The sequence below is a fragment of the Spirosoma flavum genome (genome assembly GCF_042686045.1).
Classification (GTDB): Bacteria; Bacteroidota; Bacteroidia; order Cytophagales; family Spirosomataceae; genus Spirosoma; species Spirosoma flavum.
In genome coordinates this window covers 1-21,527 of record NZ_JBHUOM010000010.1, presented here as the reverse complement: position 1 = coordinate 21,527, position 21,527 = coordinate 1, and the positions used below count along the sequence as shown (strand labels likewise).

Here is a 21,527-nt window from a genome sequence, read left to right as displayed (position 1 = left end):
AAAGCCTAGCATGAGCTAACAACTAATCTAGCCCTCAATGAGTTAGTTTTGCAACAGCCACTGACGTTATGTGAAGAAATTATTCTGCGAAATTAGTTTCTTTGCCATGAGCTGTCAATCTTTAATAAATGCGATCTTTAATCAGTTTAACTGGCTGACTTTATTGATGATAAGTTCCGCAAGCGTAGTAGCCCAAGACCACTACATCATTGAAGGCCAAGTGGTCGATGCCAGCACTAATAAGCCCGTACCCTTTGCTACTCTTTCGATTGCAGACGGCCTACTCAGCAATGAAACTAATAGCGAGGGGTATTTCATGCTGAATATACCTAAACAGGCAAAATTTGATACTCTAAGGCTGGTCGCTCTTCATTACCAACTCACCCAAATACCGCTCATAAGCCTACCCTCTACAAAAGCTATTATCCGCTTAGATGCCCGCCCCCATCAAATGCACGTCTCAACCACGGATACGTATTTTAGCTTTGAACAACCTTTCCAAACGAGAGATACGCTTCTAAAGGCCGTGGCGGCTATCGCTAAAAATTATACGCACAAGCCAACCCTATTGCACGAATTTTATCGGGAAATCATCCAGGAGCAACCGACCAATTTGTGCGTTTCCTATACCGAAGGGCTAATGGATGTATATAAACCCTCTTATTACTTTCCTGGAAAGGACGACCAAATTCACTTCATCAAAGGGCGTCGTAAGCCATTAAGCAGCTTTTCTATTCCAGTCCTAAGTCCAGGTCCTTGGTCGAGCAATATGTTAGATGTCGTCAAGTACCAGGAATTTTTATTTCATAATGGAAAGCTTAATAAAGAGTACATCTTTGCTCTAGCCGGTCGTACTGTGGTAGGTGGTCAGCCTGTTTACATTATCACTTTTAATCCTCGTAGTTCTAAGGAAGCCACGGGCTATTACAAGGGTAAGTTATTTCTACTCCTAGGCAGCTTGGCCATTATTGGAGCGGAGTACGAGTTGACCGATCAAGGGCTTAGTTTGTTAAACAAAAGTCGCTATGCTCAAGTGTATGCCACTCAGTTATCTCAGCGGGTTTATCGGGTTACTTATAGCCAGTTTGGTGATCAATGGTCTTTTCAGAGTGGGAGTGTGGAAAACAGTTTTAGGCAAATGGCATCAGGCTTATCATTTCGCTCCCGGATCGATTTAGTCGTTACTCATCGTCAAGTAGAGGATGCTAAACCGTTTTTGACTCGCGAATTGGCTGATTACCGAACCATGCGGCTAGACTCCTTTGACAAAACCAACTCTACTTATTGGGCGGGGGAAACTTATTTGGCGCCACCACATCCACTTCCTCCTCTACTGATAGAGGCTGAGGCTAATAGGCCTTAAACCTTGGCTCTATTGTTTGTCATATAAGTGACGTGGCTGTTGCAAAAGTAGGAATGGGTTACAATTTCCCTTTTCAACCCCTAGTTTTTGAGTCAGAATTTAACGGAATTAGGCTTATATATTGAGTTGAATTAGTGTCTTTTAGACTTTCGCAACAGCCACTGATGATATGTTAACCAACTAGTCTCCCCATTTATAGTACACAGCCATTTGGTTTTTGCCTCATTGAAAACTAGTTATCCATAAGCCAGACGAGTTATGTTATTTCCCGGCTCTACAACTGTCCAATCGGTTTTAACCTTAAAGGCCTTTTATGTTCCCTTCCATCCATTTGGGCAAGCCATAATCAGATGTTTTGGAACTAGTGCTTGCGCTTTCCACTAATTGCCAACTATTCTTGATCACATATTGCAATGCATCACTACTAGTGAACCGCTGCTTTTCATTAGTCTTCCAAAATATAGTTTACTCAGCCCAAGATAATGAGTGTTTATACTGGACCACTGATGAAGGGATCCACTCCTCATTCTTAATGTGTAACTGGACTGGCTACCTTTTCTGGATCCTACGTAAAGATGGTCAATGGCCGTGTTTAGTTAAAAGTAGCCACTCCAGCGGCTTCCCTTATCCTTTGTATACGAAAATGGTGAAATCATCGGGCCAATAGCCGACCTGGAGTTGCACCGTTGTGGATAGGGTCCGACAAAAGTTGAGTATGTCATCGGGAGCGTAAGCCCTCAGCAGGGTGCTCGCTTCGACACCACCACTCAACAAGTTAAAGCCCAGGGCGATACGACAGTTAGTAAACAGGATCTTAATCGCGTCGTAAACAAACTTGTCATCACTATGCCGGTAAGTAAGCGAGCCGCTAGCCAACACAAAATCGGTTACGGGCATTGCGCTATCGAGAAAGTCCCCTTGGAAGAGCACTACATTGGTCTCGCGTTTGTATCGCTGGGTAGCGACATGGAGCATTTCAGGTATTTGCTCACAGCCATGATAAGTAAGGGAGGAAAACCTTTTTTTTAAAAACGGGTAAAGATCGGCGTGCCCACATCCCGCATCCAGTACAGAGTGTCCGCTTAGATCACCGATTTGGCTTAACGTTTCAAAGCGCGCCGACTGCCCTTCAATTTTTGGCCACCCCAGTGCCCGGGTTGTACCGGCCCCATAGCGGTCGATCAATGTTTTGTGGTACCGGTAAATACGGGCCGTATCGGACAGATTTATGAGCTCTTTGTTCATACTTAATTAGGTCATGGTCTACTCATGAAGCCACTGCTGTACCACTAACCTGTCTGTATCGCTAACAGGACTGACCTCTCTATCACGACTAGTAAGTAACTACTCCATGAAACGATGCCAGACAGAGCATCGTTTGCGGTTTATTGTCGATGATGTTAGCTGGACCAGTTTACGCCTTGTAAACCTACTCTATTATCACTTAAATTCCTTTCTAGCGAGTTGGTCAACGTCGAACCCGTTTAGCCGAACGGATATTAAACGGGTTCCGAATCTGAGACATCCGTCGTAGATATGTACTATCAGCGGGAAACATTATCTTGCCCCATGCAACCCTTCGTCGCCCACTACCGAGTCTCCACTAAAAAGCAAGGCCAATCCGGATTGGGTCTCGATGCTCAGCGTAGCAGTATGCTCGGCTTCGTTAAGAATCAAACCCTCCTGATGGCTGAATTCTGCGACATCGAGTCAGGCAAGAACGATCAACGGCCCGAACTACTCAAGGCGGTGCAATAAACCAAGGAGCACAACGCTCGCCTGGTCATTGCCAAACTCGACCGGCTTAGCCGTAATATGACGTTTGTATCATACTTAATGGATTCGAAGGTGAGCTTCATCTGTGCCGACATGCCGGATGCCAATGAATTCACCATTCATATTTTCGCGGCTCTGGCTCAGCAGGAACGTAAAATGATCGGGGAGCGGACTAAAAGTCTGCGGATTTAGTAATCACCGGAGAAGGTAGTCTTGACAATCAGACGCTGCATGGAAAAGGCCCCTATGGAGTGGCCTGTCGAGCAAAAGTCAATAATTTACCCGTAATCGGACTCTCAGGTAAAATACCACTGGAACACAATGAAAATCTGAACCAGTTTTTTAACGTATTATTCGCTATTGGAAATCAACCGACAGATATCCCCATCGCCCTCGAATGCACCAAGTTAAACCTAGTACGGACAGCCAGATAACTTGGTAATTTATTAAAGTCAGTCCAGCCTTTACCGAGCTCATAATTTGAGCATATAAATTCGCACAGTCCTTATACCAATCTTTATGTAAATATAATATCAACAGACAGATATGAACTATATTATTACTTTTTGTCTGAGTTTCGTTGTCCACCTTTTATGGGCGCAAAATCCGACAGAATCGAATTATACTATGAAATCAGTTTCTGATAGTGTACTGGCAGCTGATAAAAAATCAGTAATTGAAACGGAGAAACAGCAATTTTCTGCTCAGATAAGTAAAGATTTTACTGTGTTAGAGCAAATTCTCAGCAATGATTTAGTCTATAATCATTCCAGTGGAAAGACTGATACAAAACAGTCTTTTATACAATCTTTACGCGATGGAAAAAGAACGTACAATGCGATTACTGTAGAAAAGCAAGAGGTACATGTATACACGAATATAGGTGTAATTAATGGCGTATGTTCGCTCAAAGCAATTAGCAGCGGCCAGACAGTCGTTAACCATCTTCGCTATTTATCTGTATATATACGAAAGAATAATCAATGGCAAATAGTAGCCTGGAATTCCATTAAATTGGATCAGTAACGAGTTTAACAATTACTGCTGTGAGGTACGTACCCCCAAATACTGGATCGCTCAAAGATTTAGAATCGAACGTTCATTTATTCATTTTACTTCCCTTTCCGACCTCGTCGGGCGTCAGCCCATCCAGCGAATTGTGAGGCCTGAATGAATTATACTCCTGCCGCCACAACTTGATCTTTTCCCGAGCATTCTCTAAAGATAAGAACCAGTGAATGTTCAAATATTCATCTCGAAAACTCCCGTTGAATGATCCCACCGGCGACCTGGTCAATAAACGGATTATCAACGGTCCGCCGTAGCGGTCGGTTTTCCTGGTCGTGAAAAGTACAGTGTTACCTGATTGCCATACGCCCACAGGTCTAATGCTTTTAAAATGAACCGCTACGGCGGACCGTTCACTGTCATTATCTATTTGAATATGGCTTAAATTCATCATTTTTAATTGATTGATTACGCCTACCACCATATGGGCGGCCCCTTTGTTGCGAATGGCATTTAGGACGAACATCTTATTTTTACCTAAGTAAATAGGGTAACCCCGGTCCTTGTTGGACCGTCGGTTGTAATCGTGTGCTATGGAAGATAGCGTTCAATCTGTTCTTGTATGGTGAGTATGTCTCAGAAAGTCAACCAGGAACATCCCAGCGGCTCAGTACCCGGATAATGACGCGTCTAAACATGCTTCTGTAGCCGTTGGTGAATCAGAACCCCAGCGTGGCTTTGGTAGTCTCTTAAATGTTGGTGGCGAATACGTTTTTAGGCCCTGCATACAGGTAATCCGATAGTAGTCGGTGCATCACTTCCTGATCGGGATGGCTTGGAACATTAGGTTTGCTCTACAATAGCCTGCGGCTGTAATCCGCGCAGGAAATTTTTGTTGGTCGCGTCCCGGTTACTGTGATGGTTTAGTGTCATCACCTCGACCTTGCCAATGGCTTGTGCAGTAGGCGGCTTAACATCAGTAAGTTAGTAATCACTTTGACAAGCTCAATACTTATATAAAAAAGTGATATTATTAATCTGCAAGTGATATCTGGTAATCTTTCTTACTCACTTAATGAATACGTTATTTTAGTATTCCCTATAATTTCTTAGATTATAAATATTTGATAAACAAGTAGTTATAGGCTAACTTTCAGAAATTGTATGATTAATGTAAAACTAACCAGGTAACTGTATAGCTTCAAAATCTTACTTTGTTTATAGTAACCTGAATATCAATAAGTTATTCATTAACTTTCAGAGATTGTACGTCAAATGCAAAGTTAATTATTATGGCATAAAGTAATTTCTTTCGGTATATTTTCTATGTAAACCATTTAAAATCAAGCAGTTAACTTTTAATTTTCAGAAATTGTATAGTGCACATAATTTTCAAGGGAGCTGTGAGAAGTATATTTGTATCATTTTTTTTACACGTTAACTATTTGATTTTTAGGAAATTAGCATCTAACTTTCAGAAATTGTACGGTAAATCATAACAGAAGCAGTGTCCACTATATTACAAATTTTACATGGTTAACTAACTGATTATTAATAATTTACGATCTAACTTTCAGAAATTGTACGATCTATGTATTAAGCGATTAGTCAATATGACAGATAAAAATATGGCTACTTTTACTATTAACTTATTGATTGTCAAGCTATTATGATCTAACTTTCAGAAATTGTATGATTCATATACACAGTTTGGAAGCCTATGTAAAAATTCACTTATTGGTCTACATTGGTTAACTCATTGATTATTAGTTAGTTAAACTCCAACTTTCAGAAATTGTACGATTCGCGTGAAAGTATCATAGCGCTATGATAGATTGATTTTTCGTGCTCTATGTTGGGAGTTATCCACATTTTTCATTTTTCATTTTACCCACAGTCAATATTGTGAATCTTTTTTATTTGAAGGTATTGATCTTTTGATAGCCTTATAACCTTCTGATTATTAAAATGTTATAAGGTCTAACTTTCAGTAATTGTATGTTAACTTTCAGTAATTGTACGTTAACTTTCAGTAATTATACGATTGAACTTTCAGTAATTGTATGTGGATAAGCAGTTAACTTTCAGAAATTGTCAGAGAACTTTCAGAAATTGTATTGTTGATAAATATTCTCTATTGTTTTAGTATGGCAGACGTTCGCAAACGTATAGAAAATAAAAATAGTAAGGCTGATAAGAGTATAAAAACAGTACAAACAATCCTCTATCAGGGTAATAGTATTACGACGGCTCGTTATGAGATGAGTGAGTTGCAGAAGAATCTAATGTATACGTTACAAGCTGCTGTTCGTCCTGAGGATACGAATGACACGATCTACACTTTCAAGGTGCAGGATATCATGCATGATCTTGATCGTGACCCTGAGAACGGCTATCGGAATCTGCAGGAAGCTACTAAAGGAATGATGCAGGTAGTTTTTGAAATGTATGTTAATGGTCAGCTTGTACAGGTGAATCCTTTTTCGAGTGCGGTTTACGATTACGGCAAGGGAACAATAAGCCTTCGGGTTGACCCCAATATGCGTCCTTTGCTCACTGGCCTTACAGGTAATTTTACTACGTTTGGAAAGGAAACGGCTATGCGTTTAACAGGAAAGTACGCTAAGCGTATGTACGAAATGTTTTCCCAGTGGAAAGATGTCGGCACGTTTAAGGTTGGTATTCTTGATTTAAAGCATCGGTTAAATCTCTATGATCCTGAATCAGGCAGAGAAGAATATAATATTACAAATTTCTTTCGCTTCGTTGTAGATCCTGCGGTCAATGAAATTAATCAGCGGAGTGATTTGCTGGTACGTTTCAAACAACATAAAACTGGCAGAAAAATTACCGATTTAACATTTACTATTAAGTGGGTCAGACTGGAACAGGAATTGTTTCTTCCTGGCATTGAGAATAATACAACCTTACTGGGTGATAAGTTAGTAACTCGGTTTGGACTTCGTCCAGATCAGCGGGATATTGTGTTAGCTAACTTCGAACTTGTTGTTATCCGAAAAAAACTGTTAGAAATCGAAAAGAGAAATTCATCACGACCTATTGAAAATTGGGGGGCCTATACAGCTAAAGTGTTTGGCGTTTAAGTTAAATGGGGCTTGTATCACCACCCATTTAACCCGATTCTCTAGCATCATTACGCGCCATGAAGTGGATTTGTTTGTTACCGTAAGGTGAATATAATTTGCCTACCCAGTATGGGTAGCATTATTAATATATGGTATAAATTTATACCATATATGCTTATTATTAACAGAAAAGGTATAATTTTAGGGCTAAAATAGCCGACTTTACCAATGGTGACGCACGATGAGGTTTACAAGTTCTTAAAAAAGAAGCCAACTCTCTCCCATTCCGGTTTAAATAAAGAGGCTGGCCTACCTACTGGTACATTGGCAAAGGCCATGAATGGTCAGCGTACTCTAACGGAAACTCATTTACGCGCCTTGGAGCCAATTCTCATCCAGTACGGAATTGAGGACTTTCGTAATCGCCGAGCAACGGTTTTAGCTGTTGTGAATCACAAAGGTGGAGTTGGAAAAACGACGACAACTATCAATCTGGGCAAGGGGCTTGTTAATAGGGGGCAATCTGTATTATTGATAGATATAGACTCTCAAGGAAATCTCTCTCAAAGTCTCGGAATTCACAACCCGGAACAACAGTTATTGCAGGCACTCACTCAAAACAGTGCTATGCCCATTGTTCAATTGTATGACAATTACCATTTAGTACCAAGCGATTTGGAGTTATCAAGAGCGGAGTCAGAACTTATCAAAACACCCAGCGGTGTTTTGCGTTTTCGTAACGCGCTTGCTCCTCTGCTCAATAAATATGACTTCATTCTAATCGATTGCCCACCTTCTTTAAATATATTTACCTATTCTGCTTTGGTTGCTTCTACTGCTGCTTTGGTTGTACTTGAACCAGAAGCCTCGGCCGTTAAAGGGATGTATAACCTCTTGGAATTAATTCACGACATCCGGGAATCATTTAATCCTCGTCTGGTAATTGAAGGCATTGTTATGGCACAGGTTAACCCACAATTGGTTCTGCATCGGGAGTTGATGTCGAAGGTTAGAGTTGATCTGAAAGGGCAGCCGTTTTTTAAAACAGAAATTCGGCAGAATGTGGCTGTGGCTGAATCCCAATATGTAGGTAAAGACATTTTTGATTACAAACCTTCCTCAACGGGTGCCACAGATTATCAATCTCTGGCTGACGAAGTCGTGGCTAAACATCTAGCCTAAGCCAACCAAACCATGAAAAAATTCGCAACTGCTTCCGGTGAACCTCCTTTATTGCATCGGAATTCTGCCAATTTAATGCAGAGTATGCTGGATGAGGTTAAGAACAGCATCACAATTCTGCCTGAATTGCAGGCGCTTATTCCAACGCTTCAAGTGTCGGAGTATGAGCAGTTAGAAAAAAATATCCGTGTAGATGGCTGTCGGGAAGCTCTTTTAATCTGGCAAACGACCCAGCGGGTAATTGATGGATTGGAGGATAATACACCGTTGAATGTGCTAATTGACGGTCACAATCGCTATTCTATTTGCATCAAAAATAACATCGATTTTAAAGTTATGCTTCGTGAGTTTCCAACGCTCCAGGCGGTTCGGGACTTTATGATTGATAACCAGTTGGGCCGTCGCAACTTAACGCCGGAACAAATGTCTTACTTGCGAGGTCTAAAATATCGGAATGAACGTCAGGCTATCGGGCGTCCAGTTCAAGATGGCCTGTCTGCCGTTCAGAACGACGCTGAGATCAACCTGGTTGAGAGAACCCAAGACCGCTTAGCCAAAGAGTTTAACGTGTCTCCACGAACGATTCATCGAGATCGGGAGTATTCGGAGGGTATTGATAGACTAACGCCAGAGTTAAAGCGAGATGTGCTCACAGGGAAACAAAAGTTGTCCAGGGAGCTAATACGAGCGGTCGGTAGAGCGGTTCCGGTGGGCGACACTCCTTTATCACTTCCTGAATTAAATTCTTACAATGAATCTGCGTCGTCTGATACCACTGAAGAAGCAGTTTCTAAAAATGAAGCGGTAGTTATTGCCATAAAGGAAATTGTAAGCCAGACAACTAAACTAGATCCAGCATCGCCTACTTTTCAAAAGGCATGTGATGAGTTGATAACAATGATTACTGAGGTTAAGCAAATGAGTTGTTGATATAGATTGTATTCATTCACTTGACACATTTAATGGTGTCAGATTGGCAACATTAATATAGGTCTTGTTCAATTAATAATGTTGCCAATCTGACACCATTATTAATTGAACTAATTTAGCACACGGTTCACCTCTAATCCAGTTAGATAATTCTCTCCACAGTAGGGAGAGAATTAAAAGGAATGAAAATAGTTAAGTGATACTGTCCAATAGAAGTCGCATCCAACTTAATCCCTAGTGGTGTACTAGGTCTGTAACTATCTATCCACTCCGAGCACAGAGTTAACTCATTTTCATAAACCTTTCCAAAAAATAATATGTATCACCAAACCTTCTGCGTTACCCTATAATGGGACTCTTTAATTTTTTAACCAGCGACATTGCTATCGACCTGGGTACAGCAAATACCTTGATCATTCACAACGATCGAATTGTGGTGGATGAGCCGTCAATTATTGCAATGGACAAACTCAGCGGCAAGGTGCTGGCCATTGGGCACAAGGCCATGCAGATGCATGGGAAAACCAACGAAAATATTAAGACAATTCGCCCGTTGAAAGATGGCGTTATTGCCGATTTTACAGCCGCCGAACTGATGATTCGGGGCATGGTTAAAATGCTCGATACCCGCAGTAAGTGGTTTTCGCCCTCTCACCGGATGGTCGTTTGTATCCCGTCGGGCATTACAGAAGTAGAAAAACGAGCCGTTAAGGATTCCTGCGAACATGCTGGAGCAAAGGAAGTATATATGGTATATGAGCCAATTGCCGCAGCCATCGGCATCGGCATCGACATTACCCAACCCAACGGTACGATGATCGTTGACATTGGGGGGGGTACAACGGAAATCGCCGTGATTGCGCTTTCTGGTATCGTTTGTGAACAATCAATACGTATCGCAGGCGACGTTTTCACTCGCGACATTGTTGATTACATGCGTCGGGAACATAATCTGCTCATTGGGGAACGTTCCGCCGAGCAAATCAAGATGCAGGTCGGTTCCGCTCTGGCTGAGTTAGAGCATCCACCAGCAGATTATGAAATTCGGGGGAGGGATTTAATGACCGGGATTCCGAAGGAAATCAAGGTCACCTACAGCGAAATCGCTTACTCGCTCGATAAATCGATCTCCAAGATTGAAGAAGCAACGATGAAGGCTTTGGAAATGGCTCCACCGGAATTATCGGCTGATATTTATACCAATGGTATTCACCTAACGGGGGGTGGGGCGCTTCTGCATGGTCTCGACAAGCGGTTAGGAGCCAAAACCAAGTTGCCGATTCACGTTGCTGATGATCCGCTCAAGGCGGTCGTGAAAGGGACGGGTGAGGTGATCAAGAATCTGGAAATGTATCAATCTGTCCTGATTAGGTAGGTTTATCTAATCAGACTAGTTGTCCGTCGATCTGCAGTGCCAACCCTGGCTAAGTTCGTAGCCAGGGTAATGGAAGGAGTGTGCCTACTAGGTGAATTTATAGTAACGGCTGATCACGCATTTTAAGTTAGGTCGACAAATATCGTCTCATATCAAACCACCTGAGTAAAACGAACGCTGTGGTACTGGCTTGGGGGTACGGCTACAGCACTCGTTTTACTCAGGTGCTTGGTGTACATAAAAGTCAAGCAAAAAATAAGCAATTTCTAAAGAAAGGTACTGTATATGATGTCCTGTGATAGCTATCAGTTCCTGACCTGCGTTCCGTCATTAGTACACCTGACGCCTGTCAGCTATCGGTCCACTTCTGCTGACCATCTTTGTCATGTGATTTTTACCCGCTTCCTTATGTGCTATTAATGCCGCAAAAAGTAATACGTTATTCTATTTACTAGTCTACCTTCCTACCTGTTATGACTACGATCTTGGTGGCTACAGATTTTTCGGGTAATGCTCATTGGGCAACTAATTACGCCCTCGAAGTAGCCCACCAGTTGCATGCGCGGTTAGTTCTGATCCATGCTTACGAGCCGTTTACAAACGGGATAAGATCGAAGGCAGAAAGATCGTATGAACAGACGTTGCATCAACTAAATCAGTTGCGAGAACAGATGCTTCAAGCCACCAATAGGCCCGTAGACATATCAGTGGTAGCCCGCACTGGCTCACCGGCTGAGATTATTATTGACGAAGCCACTAAATGGGACGCTGACCTACTGGTAATGGGCGTAACGGGTGACGAGCTACAACAAGCTCGTCGGTTAGGCAGTTTGGCGACTGAAATGATTCCCCATACCCAGGTACCCATGCTGCTGGTGCCGCCAGGGTCGTGCTATCAACTGGTAGATAACATCGTGATGGCCGTTGATTTATTACCTTCAGTAGATACGTTATCCTTAGCAAGCGCAAGCCGCTTTGTCCAACTCTTCAATGCCACACTGGACATCATCTGCATAGCGAACGAACCCGATGAGCACCTACGTAAAGCGACTAAAGCTATTCGCAATTTTTTATCCAGTCAGCCGCACACCTTCAGCTTTCTGCCTGGCAGCGATCTTATTACGGTTCTAAATAACTACTGTGCTGAACACAAAGCCGATTTAATTATGCTCCTGCCCAAGTCACATAATCGGCTCCGCACATTTTTGCCCGAGTCCGACACACAGGAAGTGGTTTGCTTAACCAAGGTACCCGTGTTGGCCGCTGTTTAATCATTTTGCGATCTTCCTTCCGCTCATCGGCTTATCCCTGTCCAAACTGAACAGATTTTCATAGTTTACACCAGTAGTAATACACAACTTTTGTTCCTACTGCTATTAACCACCCTGCCAATCATTTAAAGTCAAAACAATACTCATTATAAAGGAATTACAAGTCTACTCAGCAGGATAAATTGACAACTAACTAACATGAAAACAGAAAGAAGAATAGGCATTTGGCTGGATCACTCAACGGCTAACTTAATGGAATTTACACGCGATCCCATCGAAACAAAAACCATTGAATCAGCCTTTACCTATGAAGAAAAAGAGGCCAGTTTACGCAAGAGTGAAAGCCTGATGCAGCATAAAGAGCAGCACCAAGAATCAGCCTATTATAAAAAACTGGGGGCGCTTATTAGAGGCTATGATGAGGTCGTTCTATTTGGCCCTACGGAGGCAAAAACTGAATTATTCAATACCTTAAAAGACGATCATAACTTTGCCGCCGTAAAAATTGACCTCCAGCAAACCGATAAGTTAACTGAAAACCAACAGCACGCCTTCGTCAAAGACTATTTTTCAAGGCATTGATATCAACTTTGTCAACAACTTTACTTCCTCTCGCCATTGGTCTGGCGGGAGGAAACGTTGCTTTCTATAGTCGTGTGTTAGCAAGTGAATTTTTATAACTAATTCATAATCCCCTTACTAACCTGGTTCTGGTACGGCTTTGTACTAGAACCAGGTTAGTAAGGGAATTGACGGAAAGCGCGAACCGTTTATTCTGCCCAACTGACCTGACACCATCAGTTGGGCAACGTATCGTAAATTAGTCGGTTAGCGATGCGCTGAGCGCAGTAACGGGTTGGGCAAGTGAATAGAATTTTTCGTAGTACTCTGCCGCCATCCGGTCGGAGTCAAAGTAAGAAACGATATCCTGTAAGCTGGCTTTTGCCATACCCAGCCATTGGCTTGGCTGGTTATAATACATGGGCAAAATAACCGTATCCAAAAGGGTGAACAGGTTGTCCGCGTCGAAGGCGTCCTGCTGGTGAGTGGGCCACGACAGATCGGCTTCGGGCAGAACAAAACTATTGATGCCAGTCCGGGCAAACTCGGGTACCCAGCCATCATTTGTGGAGCAATTGATGGCCCCATACCACTGGTACCCGATGCCTCCCGCGTCAGCCGAGGGGTATTGAGCCACAAATCAGCCCCTTGCTTTAGCCGTTTCGAGAGCTGGATTTCGTAGCCGACCAGCACCGAGCAGTTAACGTACTGCCTGGCCACATGAACCAGCCGGTCGAACGTGCCGATACTGGCATAATCAAACGGATAGGGTTTGCCAGCCCAAAGGAGTTGCACGGGGTAGTGAGCAGCCGCTCGAACCGGGCCGGGTCTGAAAGCAGTAAGTCGGCGCGTTTGTATCCCGCAAACCGACGCGCCCAGACCAGCCTAAACGCGTTCGGGTCGTAGAGGTCGCCCGGCTTAACGACTTCATCAAACAGCCCTTGCTTGGCCGTTTTCTTGCGGGCCGCCAGCGCAGCAGCATCGTTTTTGGCTGCGGCATCGTCCAGCAACGGGTCGCCCCAGAATAGCGGGTGCTGGGCATGGGTAATGCAAACAAGTGGCCATAGGTCAGTATAGTTCTGCCACATTGGCGCACAAACCTGCCGGTGTCGTTTGGAAACCGCATTGGCGCGTCCGGCCAGTCGCAAGGCGGCCAACGCCCACTTAAACTCATCCTCCTTGATTCCGGTAATGCGTTGAACGTCGGTCAAAGGCAGGTAGTTAGAAAAGCCCATCCGATCCAGCAATCCACTATCGGAACGTGGGTTACCGGCTTCTTCAGGCGTATGGGTGGTAAACACCAACCGCTCCCGAACGGCCTCAAGGCTTCCCCACTGGCTATACAAATAAAACTCCACTGGCAATGGGTGACTTTCATTCATGTGGTATAGGTCCGGAATCAGCTGGAGTTGTTCCAGTAATGTAGCCCCCCCAATGCCCAGCAAAATACTCGACGCGATGCGGGTTTGAGGATTGGCGTCGTAGAGATTATGGCAGATCGTTTGGGCCAGATAGTCGTTCTCGGGTAGGTCTGTCGAGAGGAGATAGGTTGGTGCCGTGCCAAAAGTTGTCGACGGCAGCTAATAGGCCGTTACCCATACAGGAGCGTAATTTGAAAGGTTATATGAGTAGGTATGAGGAAACTATACGGCTTCTCCATAAACAGTATGTCCATCGCCTGATCGCCCTTCCGGACTTGACCATAAAAGCCATACTTTCATAGAATGCCGATCGCGATCAGGGGCTGTTGCAGACGGTAAGCACTTCGCCTAGGTGAACCGGCCAAAAATCCCAGTCCTCCTGAGTAAATCTTAAGGGCTTGATCGAAGGCGAATGCCATGGAAAAATAAGCGCCCCGGCGGGTTGGCTGAGCCGGCAAATCAGCAGAAACAATATCTATAAGGTCAGAAGTAAGCGAGCGCCTAGGTAGTATACCCAAAGATAGACGCGTATGTTATAACGCCCGTTGAGTTGAGTTTTGCCTCAAGGCATGTTTAAATCCATTGTTCAATGTAGACAGTTTAGTGAGGTACTCTTTAGCTGAACAATGTTTAAACATAGCTCGATGCCTTTTAATAAACTCTTCAACCTTATGCTCGTGAAGACAGACGTATGATTATTCTTAATATGGCTTATAAATGAAGTTTAATCGGGGGTGTTTCGGCCGAACATATGCTGCATTAGGTCCGATAATGTAGCCCTATCGGACCTAATGCGTAGTAAACGTTGAGTTTAGTCGAATCTTTTCTTACCACTTCAGTTCATATTTATGGTTTCATAACATCTCCAATACAAACGTTCCTAACTGTAAGTCAATCAGTTCAATGACCATTCGGTTAAATTAGGTTTCAGTTAGTGTAATTTCATCTTATCGAAGGGTAAGTATGATAGTATCCATCATCTGATCGCACACCACCAAATTTGTTCTTCATTATAACGGTTGTTCAATTGATGAATAATCACCTAAACTCTCATCTTTAGAACGGGCCAGCTTATTAAAGTGCGGACACTTGATTATACACTATGAAAGTTTAGGCTAAGCTGTTGCCTGATCAATAGCTAGTTGCTTACAACAGATCATTCTTGATGAATTTAAGACAATATTACCCTAAGCCCTTGCAATTACTTTGTTTGTATTTTGATTTTATACCATTAACTTATAAATGCAATGGAATTACTGGTATGTACATATACTATCTAATAAAGCAATTGATCGACTTAAAAAATAATAAGATTATACATAATATCATCAATTTATTTGAATAAATAGAAAATATTATTTAAATATGCAATATTATATTCTCTTTTTAACGCTTAAATATGATAATATGCAAAACCATATCGCACTTATAAGACACAGATATCTAAATATTCAAGAATATATTACACTTATAAGACCTAAACATTGGATAAAAAATTTATTCATTATTTTGCCTTTTTTCTTTGGTCAACAATTACATCAGCTGAAAAACTTAGAAATATATCTAGTTATATTAGCTATGTGTTTTATGGCAAGTGCAGTATATATTTTGAATGACTGGAAAGATATTGAAAAAGACAAAATACATCCAACCAAACGCTCTCGTCCTCTTGCTTCCAACAGTATAAAATTACACACTGCGTTTATATTATTCTTTTTATTAGTAATAACTGCACTGAGTATAGGTTTTTATTTTAACAAAACTATTGGCTTTTTGCTGCTCTTCTATTTTGTACTAAATGTTTGCTATTCACTAAAACTAAAAGATTTTGCAATAATTGATATTACAATAATATCAATAGGATTTGTAATAAGAATTTTTATTGGTGGCGTCGCAGGTAACATTACCATTTCGAAATGGTTCGTTCTTATGGTTTACTTACTGTCTCTGGTATTAGCCTTAGGGAAAAGAAGAGATGATTTAATACTACAAGGAAAAAATGAGAGTGATTCACTTCTATTCCGTAAATCTTTAAATGGTTATAATGTAGAGTTTATTAATTTTTCTGTTAGTTCCTTATCCGTTATAGCCATTGTCTGTTATATAATGTATACTTTTTCATATGATTTAATAAACAGAGTACATTCAGAGTATATATATTTAACCATATTTCCTGTAATAATGGGATTTATACGCTATTTTCAAGTAATATATGTTAACAATAATACAGGATCTCCAACTAAGCTAATTTTATCAGACGGACAATTACAATTTTGGGTTGCATTATGGATAATATCTTATACTATATTAACGAGTATACCATTTTAAAATAAATAAAACATGAATAAAAAAGCTTGGATTTACTCAACGATAATTGTCCTAATTATTAGCATTATATGGTTTTTATTTGCCCTTATCGGCTATCCTCTTTTTAGTGGTGATACAATTTGTTTTTTACCTACATCATTTGAGTTAAACAATAATAATGGTTTAATTAACCACATATATCATCCTATAGATAAATTTGATACTAGATTTTTATTCTACCCCCCTTTCTATCCATGGTTTTTCTCACTTATTAACCCTTTAACAACTGCATCATCGGCTTACATTGCTTTATATACTTTGCAAGTGCTTTCATTCATACTAATGATTTTTAATCTATATATAATTTACAAAAATTTCCTTGTAAAAAAAACTATATACCTTAAATCATATTTTATTTTTACTACTTTACTTATTGTATCTGCATCAGGATGTTTTCCTCCGGGTTATTCAAGGCCAGAAGCATTGTGTAAGTTTTTTTTGTTGACGGCGATATATGTTGCCTTGTCAAAACTTAACTACAAGCTAATAATATTGTCGGTTATTAGTATCATGTCAGTATTAACCTCTCCGGTATTTGGCGTGTATTTAATGTTGCTTATCTCTATATATGTCGTGCTTACGGACAATTTTTCTATTAAAGCAGTCATACAAGTTAGCTCAACGACGATCTTATGCTTCTCCTTGTTTCTTCTCTTATACCCTTATTCAATAAATGAATTATTAGAAGGCATAGTGAAGCACTCTAAAAATGTTGTTTTTACTAGCAACAATAGTATTAAAATGGACAGAGACTTTGTCGACAACCATATTTTATCCACTGATACTTTTTTTGGAATATTTATATTTATTATAGCAGTTGGGGTTTCCTTTTACTTGGTACTAAGAGAATCAACATTTATTTTTTATAATAGATACATTAGTGCGTTTCTACTCTTTCTATTTATTTCGCTAATAATCTATTTTAGCTTTAAAACAATAAATATGTCATATTATATGTATGTTCTCTCACCACTTATGATATTATTATTGTTTTACAGTATAACAATAAACAGGACATTCGTAGTCATAGCAAGTACATTGATGTTTGCGTTTTCTCTTCCGTTCATCAGATTAATGATTGTCTTTGTAGAAAATGGTTCTTATAACAGAAATTTCAGTATTCAAGCAGTAGAACGAAAAATTAATCATACTTATCCTTCGATAAAAAAATCAACGGTTGGATTTACATCTTCCTTTTGGCCAATTTTCATTCCTAACATGAATGCAGAGTTAATAGTATATAATAGTCAGGGAGTTAATACCAATAATATGAAACACAAATTTCTCGTTGTTCAACAAGTTTATTCAAATTTAAAATCTCCAATAATAATACCAGGATACCGTATAGTAGAAAACAATTTTTCGGATAAACCAATGACTTTTTTAGGAGTCAAATTAGCTTCTCAACCATCAACATACCAATATGCTATTTATGAACGAAAACAAGAATTCTAAAAAAATGGTATTAGTAGATTTCGATGGAACCCTAATCAAGATTGATTCTCTCAAAATTGTGCTGTTTAAACGGTTTTCATTTTTATTTATTTATTCATTTCTAAAGATTCTCTACAAAAGCTTTTTTACTATATATAAAATAAATTTATCTATTTTGAAAGAATTACTATTCGAAGCTATGTTTAGTGGTCAAGAGTTGAATAAATTTCAATATTTTTGCTCTGATGTTAGTAAAGAATTACATAAATACAATAATGCTCAACTTATTCATACCATAAAAGAATTGCAGAAAACAGGGTTTGAAATTTATATAGTCAGTGCTTCCCCAGTAAATTGGATTAGACCATGGGCAGAGGAGCAAAGTTTCTACAATATTATAGGTACTGAGATAGAAGTGGTTAAAAATGTACTCACTGGGAAATTCAGTACGCCCAATTGTAAAGGATTAGAAAAAGTAAAGCGAATTAAATCAGCAATAAATCTTGCTGATTATAGCGAGATAATCGCTTATGGAAACTCAAAAAGTGATTATCCTATGTTTTCAATAGCACATGAGTCTTTTTTAGTTAACGGTATAAAAGTGATTCCATTTTCATAATAATAGTCTTTTTAAATTAGTATCAACCTTGTTAAATCAATAATCTTTTTACGAGGATAATGGGATATTTTTTGGTCATTATTTATAGGCTATCAATTCATATCGTTTTTATAACCGCTGGAAGAACGGCATAAAACCTATAATTTATTTAGGTAATTGGTCTATCACATAGGTCTGATTACGCCTAGCTCAACTACTATTTGTGCAAAGCCCGGAGTTGAGCTAGAGTTAATTTTTCAGAAAAAAGCCCATTCACGAAAGCTCCAGTGGAAATACCCTTGTAGCCATGTTACTTCATGGTCTGTTTACGGCGAGTTTTATAACATTATGGTTAATAGCCAGTTGGGCTATCTTTCCCCTTCTGCATTGGGAAAAAGCATTTTTAAACAGTTGCCCAAAGAAGTCCCTACAATAGACCTTATACCGCAAGTTCTAACCTATTTGAAGGACATGTTCATGTAAGTTTCACTCAACTGTCATTGATGGAGCATATAGGCATCGTAACTGAACAGTTTTGACCGTTGCTGCTTGGTATAAATACTAGATTGGCTAAGCTACTGGACCGGTAGTCAAGGCATTGCGTAGTAGTTTCAGATTTCAGAGTATAAGCCAGCGGGTAAGGAACATACTCGCTAAAGTAGACGTGAGACCACCTTCACATTAAAACCACATTAAACACGAAAAAGTATTAAATAGTAGACATAATTAAATATTTATATAATCATCTGATAGAGAGTGAATTACACTTAATACGTACAGAATACAGTCAAAATATAAAAATCATTTTTTTGTAGTTTTTATTCTATGCTGTATTTTGTGTTCGCTTTATCTTACTAGTTATCAGAAAGTTATGAATTACACATCTACTTTACTTGGGTGTTTGAAAAAACCTCAAAGAACATTTCATTTCACTAGCGGCCACGTGTTGGTGTGGTTAACCTATCTGTATTTAATTGTTTGCTTCTTGTCGTTACAAATTGCCCACGCGTCTTCCTTACCAAATGGTTTTTCTGAAAACCGGCTTGCCACAGGACTCGATCCAACCAGTATGGAATTTGCGCCTGACGGTCGCTTATTTGTTACCGAAAAGCCCGGTCGGGTACGCATTATCAAGAATGGCACTCTTCTATCTACTCCGTTTCTAACTTTATCGGTCAATAATAACGATGAACGAGGATTGCAAAGCATTACTTTTGACCCCGACTTCGCCAATAATCAATATGTGTATGTGTATTACGCAGTGTCAACGAGTCCCGTCCACAACCGGGTGAGCCGTTTTAAGGCCAACGGTGACATAGCTGACCCAAATAGTGAAACGGTTTTACTTGAGTTAGATAATCTGCAGGCTAGTATTCATAATGGTGGCGCCATGTTTTTTAGCCTTGGTAAACTGTTTATCACAACGGGCGAAAATGGCGTATCTGATAACGCCCAATCGTTCAGTAGTCTTCTAGGAAAAGTGCTGCGGATTAACCCAGACGGCAGTATCCCTACTGATAACCCATTTTATAATACAGCCTCGGGAAAGTACCGGGCTATTTGGGCACTTGGTTTCCGAAATCCATTCAAAGCAACAGTGCAACCGGGTACAGGGCGAATTTTCATCTGCGATGTTGGAGGTGGGAGTTACGAAGAAATTAATGAGGGGTTTGCCGGAAAGAATTATGGATGGCCAAGCATTGAAGGGTATCGCACTAACCAGATAGCACCATATAATTATCAAGAGCCTTTTTATGCCTATGATCACTTTGCGGGATGTGCCATTACTGGCGGAGCCTTTTACAACCCAGCCACCAGTCAGTTTCCGAGTAGTTACGTAGGTAAATTCTTTTTCAACGATTACTGCAACGGATACATCAAGACTCTAGATGTTAATGGAGGGGCTGTGGCAGATTTTGCTACAGGCATTAATCGAGCTATCGCTGTTAAAGTAGGGCCGGATGGAAGCTTATATTACTTGGCCCGCGGAGGATTAGGTGGCGGCTCCGTTGAAGACAATACATCCAGTAATCAAGGCGAAGTATGGCGAGTGCAATATTCCGGGAGCAACGTTCCCACCATCTCCGCTCAGCCCATCAACCAGATTTCTCCCGTGGGCGGAGCAGTCACTTTTACTGTAGGTGGTTCAGGAACGGGGCTCTCGTACCAATGGCAACGAAATGGGAATAACATCTCCGGCGCAACGGCTTCTAGTTATACTTATTCCCCGGTCTCGCAAGGTGATAATGGCGCAATTTTTCGAGTAATCGTTACTAACTCTTCAGGCAATGTAACCAGCAATGGAGCAACGCTCACAGTAACCTCAAATCAGTATCCGACAGCCCGTATTCTCTCTCCCAGTGATGGCACCCTTTATCGGGCGGGAGATGTCATTACATTTAGTGGTTCAGCTACTGATCCAGAAGATGGTAATTTGCCGGCCAGTGGCATACAATGGGTTATTGAGTTTCACCACGACGAACATACCCACCCCGGTCCAACACCGGTTTTGGCGGGTGATGGAAAAAGCGGCTACTTTACCATTCCGACCATAGGCGAAACGTCATATAATGTCTGGTATCGAATTTACATGACCGTCACTGATTCACAAGGGGGTTCTTCTTCAACATATGTGGAGGTCAGACCAATCGTGGTGGCCCTAAGTTTAACTACAGATCCTTCAGGTTTGCAAGTAAACATTAACGGTCAACCTCATACGATGCCTTTTCACCAGTCGTACGTTTCGGGCATGTCGCTCCAACTGGACGCACCAACAACACAAACCCTTAATGGAACGACGTATACATTTCTAAGCTGGACACCTAGCATTAGTGCTGATGGTCAAATTACTGTGCCTAATGACAATTCGGTGTACACGGCCAATTATGCAGCACCAGGATCGCTACGGGACCCGGAAAATCCGGCCAATGCTGTGGCGGGCCTGGACTACAGCTACTACGAAGGCGACTGGGGTAACCTGCCCGACTTTACTGTCCTGCCAGCCCTCAAAACAGGTGTCATCAATGCCCCCTCTCTCTCGGTACGTCAGCGAGACCAGAGTTACGGGCTACGTTTTACAGGCTATGTCAGCGTACCCACCGATGGGGTCTACACCTTCTACACCTCCTCCGACGATGGCAGTAAACTCCTAATCG

The 21,527-nt window shown here is 41.0% G+C and carries 16 protein-coding genes and 2 pseudogenes; 14 read left to right on the top strand and 4 right to left on the bottom strand.

Annotated features, from left to right (window positions below; genetic code table 11):
• Window positions 1-70: 70 nt before the first annotated feature.
• The gene (locus ACFS25_RS14625) at window positions 71-1,363 is read left to right on the top strand and encodes a peptidase associated/transthyretin-like domain-containing protein (RefSeq protein ID WP_381502166.1); all 1,293 of its coding nucleotides are present in this window, start codon (window positions 71-73) and stop codon (window positions 1,361-1,363) included.
• A 624-nt stretch (window positions 1,364-1,987) separates the two neighbouring features.
• On the opposite strand, the gene ACFS25_RS14620 is transcribed toward ACFS25_RS14625, so the two are convergent.
• Window positions 1,988-2,608 carry a class I SAM-dependent methyltransferase gene (locus ACFS25_RS14620; RefSeq protein ID WP_381502163.1) on the bottom strand — a complete coding sequence of 207 codons (621 nt, stop codon included), beginning with the start codon at window positions 2,606-2,608 and terminating at the stop codon, window positions 1,988-1,990.
• Between the two features lie 291 nt (window positions 2,609-2,899).
• Between ACFS25_RS14620 and ACFS25_RS14615 the strand changes: the two are divergent.
• The 3 genes and pseudogenes from ACFS25_RS14615 (at window position 2,900) to ACFS25_RS14605 (ending at window position 4,165) form a co-directional block, all read left to right on the top strand.
• Window positions 2,900-3,331: pseudogene (locus tag ACFS25_RS14615) on the top strand (recombinase family protein).
• Window positions 3,332-3,333: 2 nt separating this feature from the next.
• On the top strand, window positions 3,334-3,573 hold the full coding sequence (locus ACFS25_RS14610; RefSeq protein WP_381502169.1) for a glycerate kinase: 240 nt from the start codon (window positions 3,334-3,336) through the stop codon (window positions 3,571-3,573).
• A gap of 193 nt (window positions 3,574-3,766) precedes the next feature.
• Window positions 3,767-4,165 (top strand): nuclear transport factor 2 family protein, encoded by a 399-nt coding sequence (locus tag ACFS25_RS14605; protein ID WP_381502161.1) that lies wholly within the window; start codon window positions 3,767-3,769, stop codon window positions 4,163-4,165.
• Window positions 4,166-4,238: 73 nt separating this feature from the next.
• Here ACFS25_RS14605 and ACFS25_RS14600 read toward each other — a convergent pair.
• Window positions 4,239-4,543, bottom strand: a pseudogene (locus tag ACFS25_RS14600) (integrase core domain-containing protein); the annotation flags it as partial.
• A 1,751-nt stretch (window positions 4,544-6,294) separates the two neighbouring features.
• On the opposite strand from ACFS25_RS14600, the gene ACFS25_RS14595 reads away from it, so the two are divergent.
• The 6 genes from ACFS25_RS14595 (at window position 6,295) to ACFS25_RS14570 (ending at window position 12,573) form a co-directional block, all read left to right on the top strand.
• Window positions 6,295-7,251, top strand: a complete 957-nt coding sequence (locus ACFS25_RS14595; RefSeq protein ID WP_381502158.1) for a replication initiation protein — start codon at window positions 6,295-6,297, stop codon at window positions 7,249-7,251.
• A gap of 210 nt (window positions 7,252-7,461) precedes the next feature.
• Entirely contained in the window at window positions 7,462-8,415 is a 954-nt protein-coding gene (locus ACFS25_RS14590) for a ParA family protein (protein ID WP_381502154.1), read from the top strand.
• Between the two features lie 12 nt (window positions 8,416-8,427).
• Entirely contained in the window at window positions 8,428-9,345 is a 918-nt protein-coding gene (locus tag ACFS25_RS14585; RefSeq protein WP_381502150.1) for a ParB N-terminal domain-containing protein, read from the top strand.
• A 349-nt stretch (window positions 9,346-9,694) separates the two neighbouring features.
• Window positions 9,695-10,720 carry a rod shape-determining protein gene (locus ACFS25_RS14580; RefSeq protein ID WP_381502147.1) on the top strand — a complete coding sequence of 342 codons (1,026 nt, stop codon included), beginning with the start codon at window positions 9,695-9,697 and terminating at the stop codon, window positions 10,718-10,720.
• 473 nt (window positions 10,721-11,193) lie between these two features.
• Complete coding sequence (locus ACFS25_RS14575; RefSeq protein WP_381502144.1) at window positions 11,194-11,991, top strand: universal stress protein; 798 nt, start codon at window positions 11,194-11,196, stop codon at window positions 11,989-11,991.
• A gap of 198 nt (window positions 11,992-12,189) precedes the next feature.
• On the top strand, window positions 12,190-12,573 hold the full coding sequence (locus ACFS25_RS14570) for a hypothetical protein (RefSeq protein WP_381502142.1): 384 nt from the start codon (window positions 12,190-12,192) through the stop codon (window positions 12,571-12,573).
• A 238-nt stretch (window positions 12,574-12,811) separates the two neighbouring features.
• Here ACFS25_RS14570 and ACFS25_RS14565 read toward each other — a convergent pair whose 3' ends face one another.
• Both ACFS25_RS14565 and ACFS25_RS14560 read right to left on the bottom strand, forming a co-directional pair.
• The gene (locus ACFS25_RS14565; protein WP_381502139.1) at window positions 12,812-13,189 is read right to left on the bottom strand and encodes a hypothetical protein; all 378 of its coding nucleotides are present in this window, start codon (window positions 13,187-13,189) and stop codon (window positions 12,812-12,814) included.
• Between the two features lie 16 nt (window positions 13,190-13,205).
• On the bottom strand, window positions 13,206-13,934 hold the full coding sequence (locus ACFS25_RS14560; RefSeq protein ID WP_381502136.1) for a hypothetical protein: 729 nt from the start codon (window positions 13,932-13,934) through the stop codon (window positions 13,206-13,208).
• Between the two features lie 1,446 nt (window positions 13,935-15,380).
• Here ACFS25_RS14560 and ACFS25_RS14555 point away from each other — a divergent pair.
• From ACFS25_RS14555 to ACFS25_RS14540, 4 genes are all read left to right on the top strand, one after another.
• Window positions 15,381-16,301 carry a UbiA prenyltransferase family protein gene (locus tag ACFS25_RS14555; protein WP_381502133.1) on the top strand — a complete coding sequence of 307 codons (921 nt, stop codon included), beginning with the start codon at window positions 15,381-15,383 and terminating at the stop codon, window positions 16,299-16,301.
• A 1,113-nt stretch (window positions 16,302-17,414) separates the two neighbouring features.
• The gene (locus tag ACFS25_RS14550; protein WP_381502131.1) at window positions 17,415-17,795 is read left to right on the top strand and encodes a hypothetical protein; all 381 of its coding nucleotides are present in this window, start codon (window positions 17,415-17,417) and stop codon (window positions 17,793-17,795) included.
• Window positions 17,773-18,393 (top strand): HAD family hydrolase, encoded by a 621-nt coding sequence (locus ACFS25_RS14545; RefSeq protein WP_381502129.1) that lies wholly within the window; start codon window positions 17,773-17,775, stop codon window positions 18,391-18,393. The genes ACFS25_RS14550 and ACFS25_RS14545 overlap by 23 nt, the downstream gene beginning before the upstream one ends.
• Before the next feature lie 964 nt (window positions 18,394-19,357).
• Window positions 19,358-21,527: PQQ-dependent sugar dehydrogenase (locus tag ACFS25_RS14540; RefSeq protein ID WP_381502126.1), on the top strand; the 2,170-nt coding region annotated here is incomplete at its 3' end.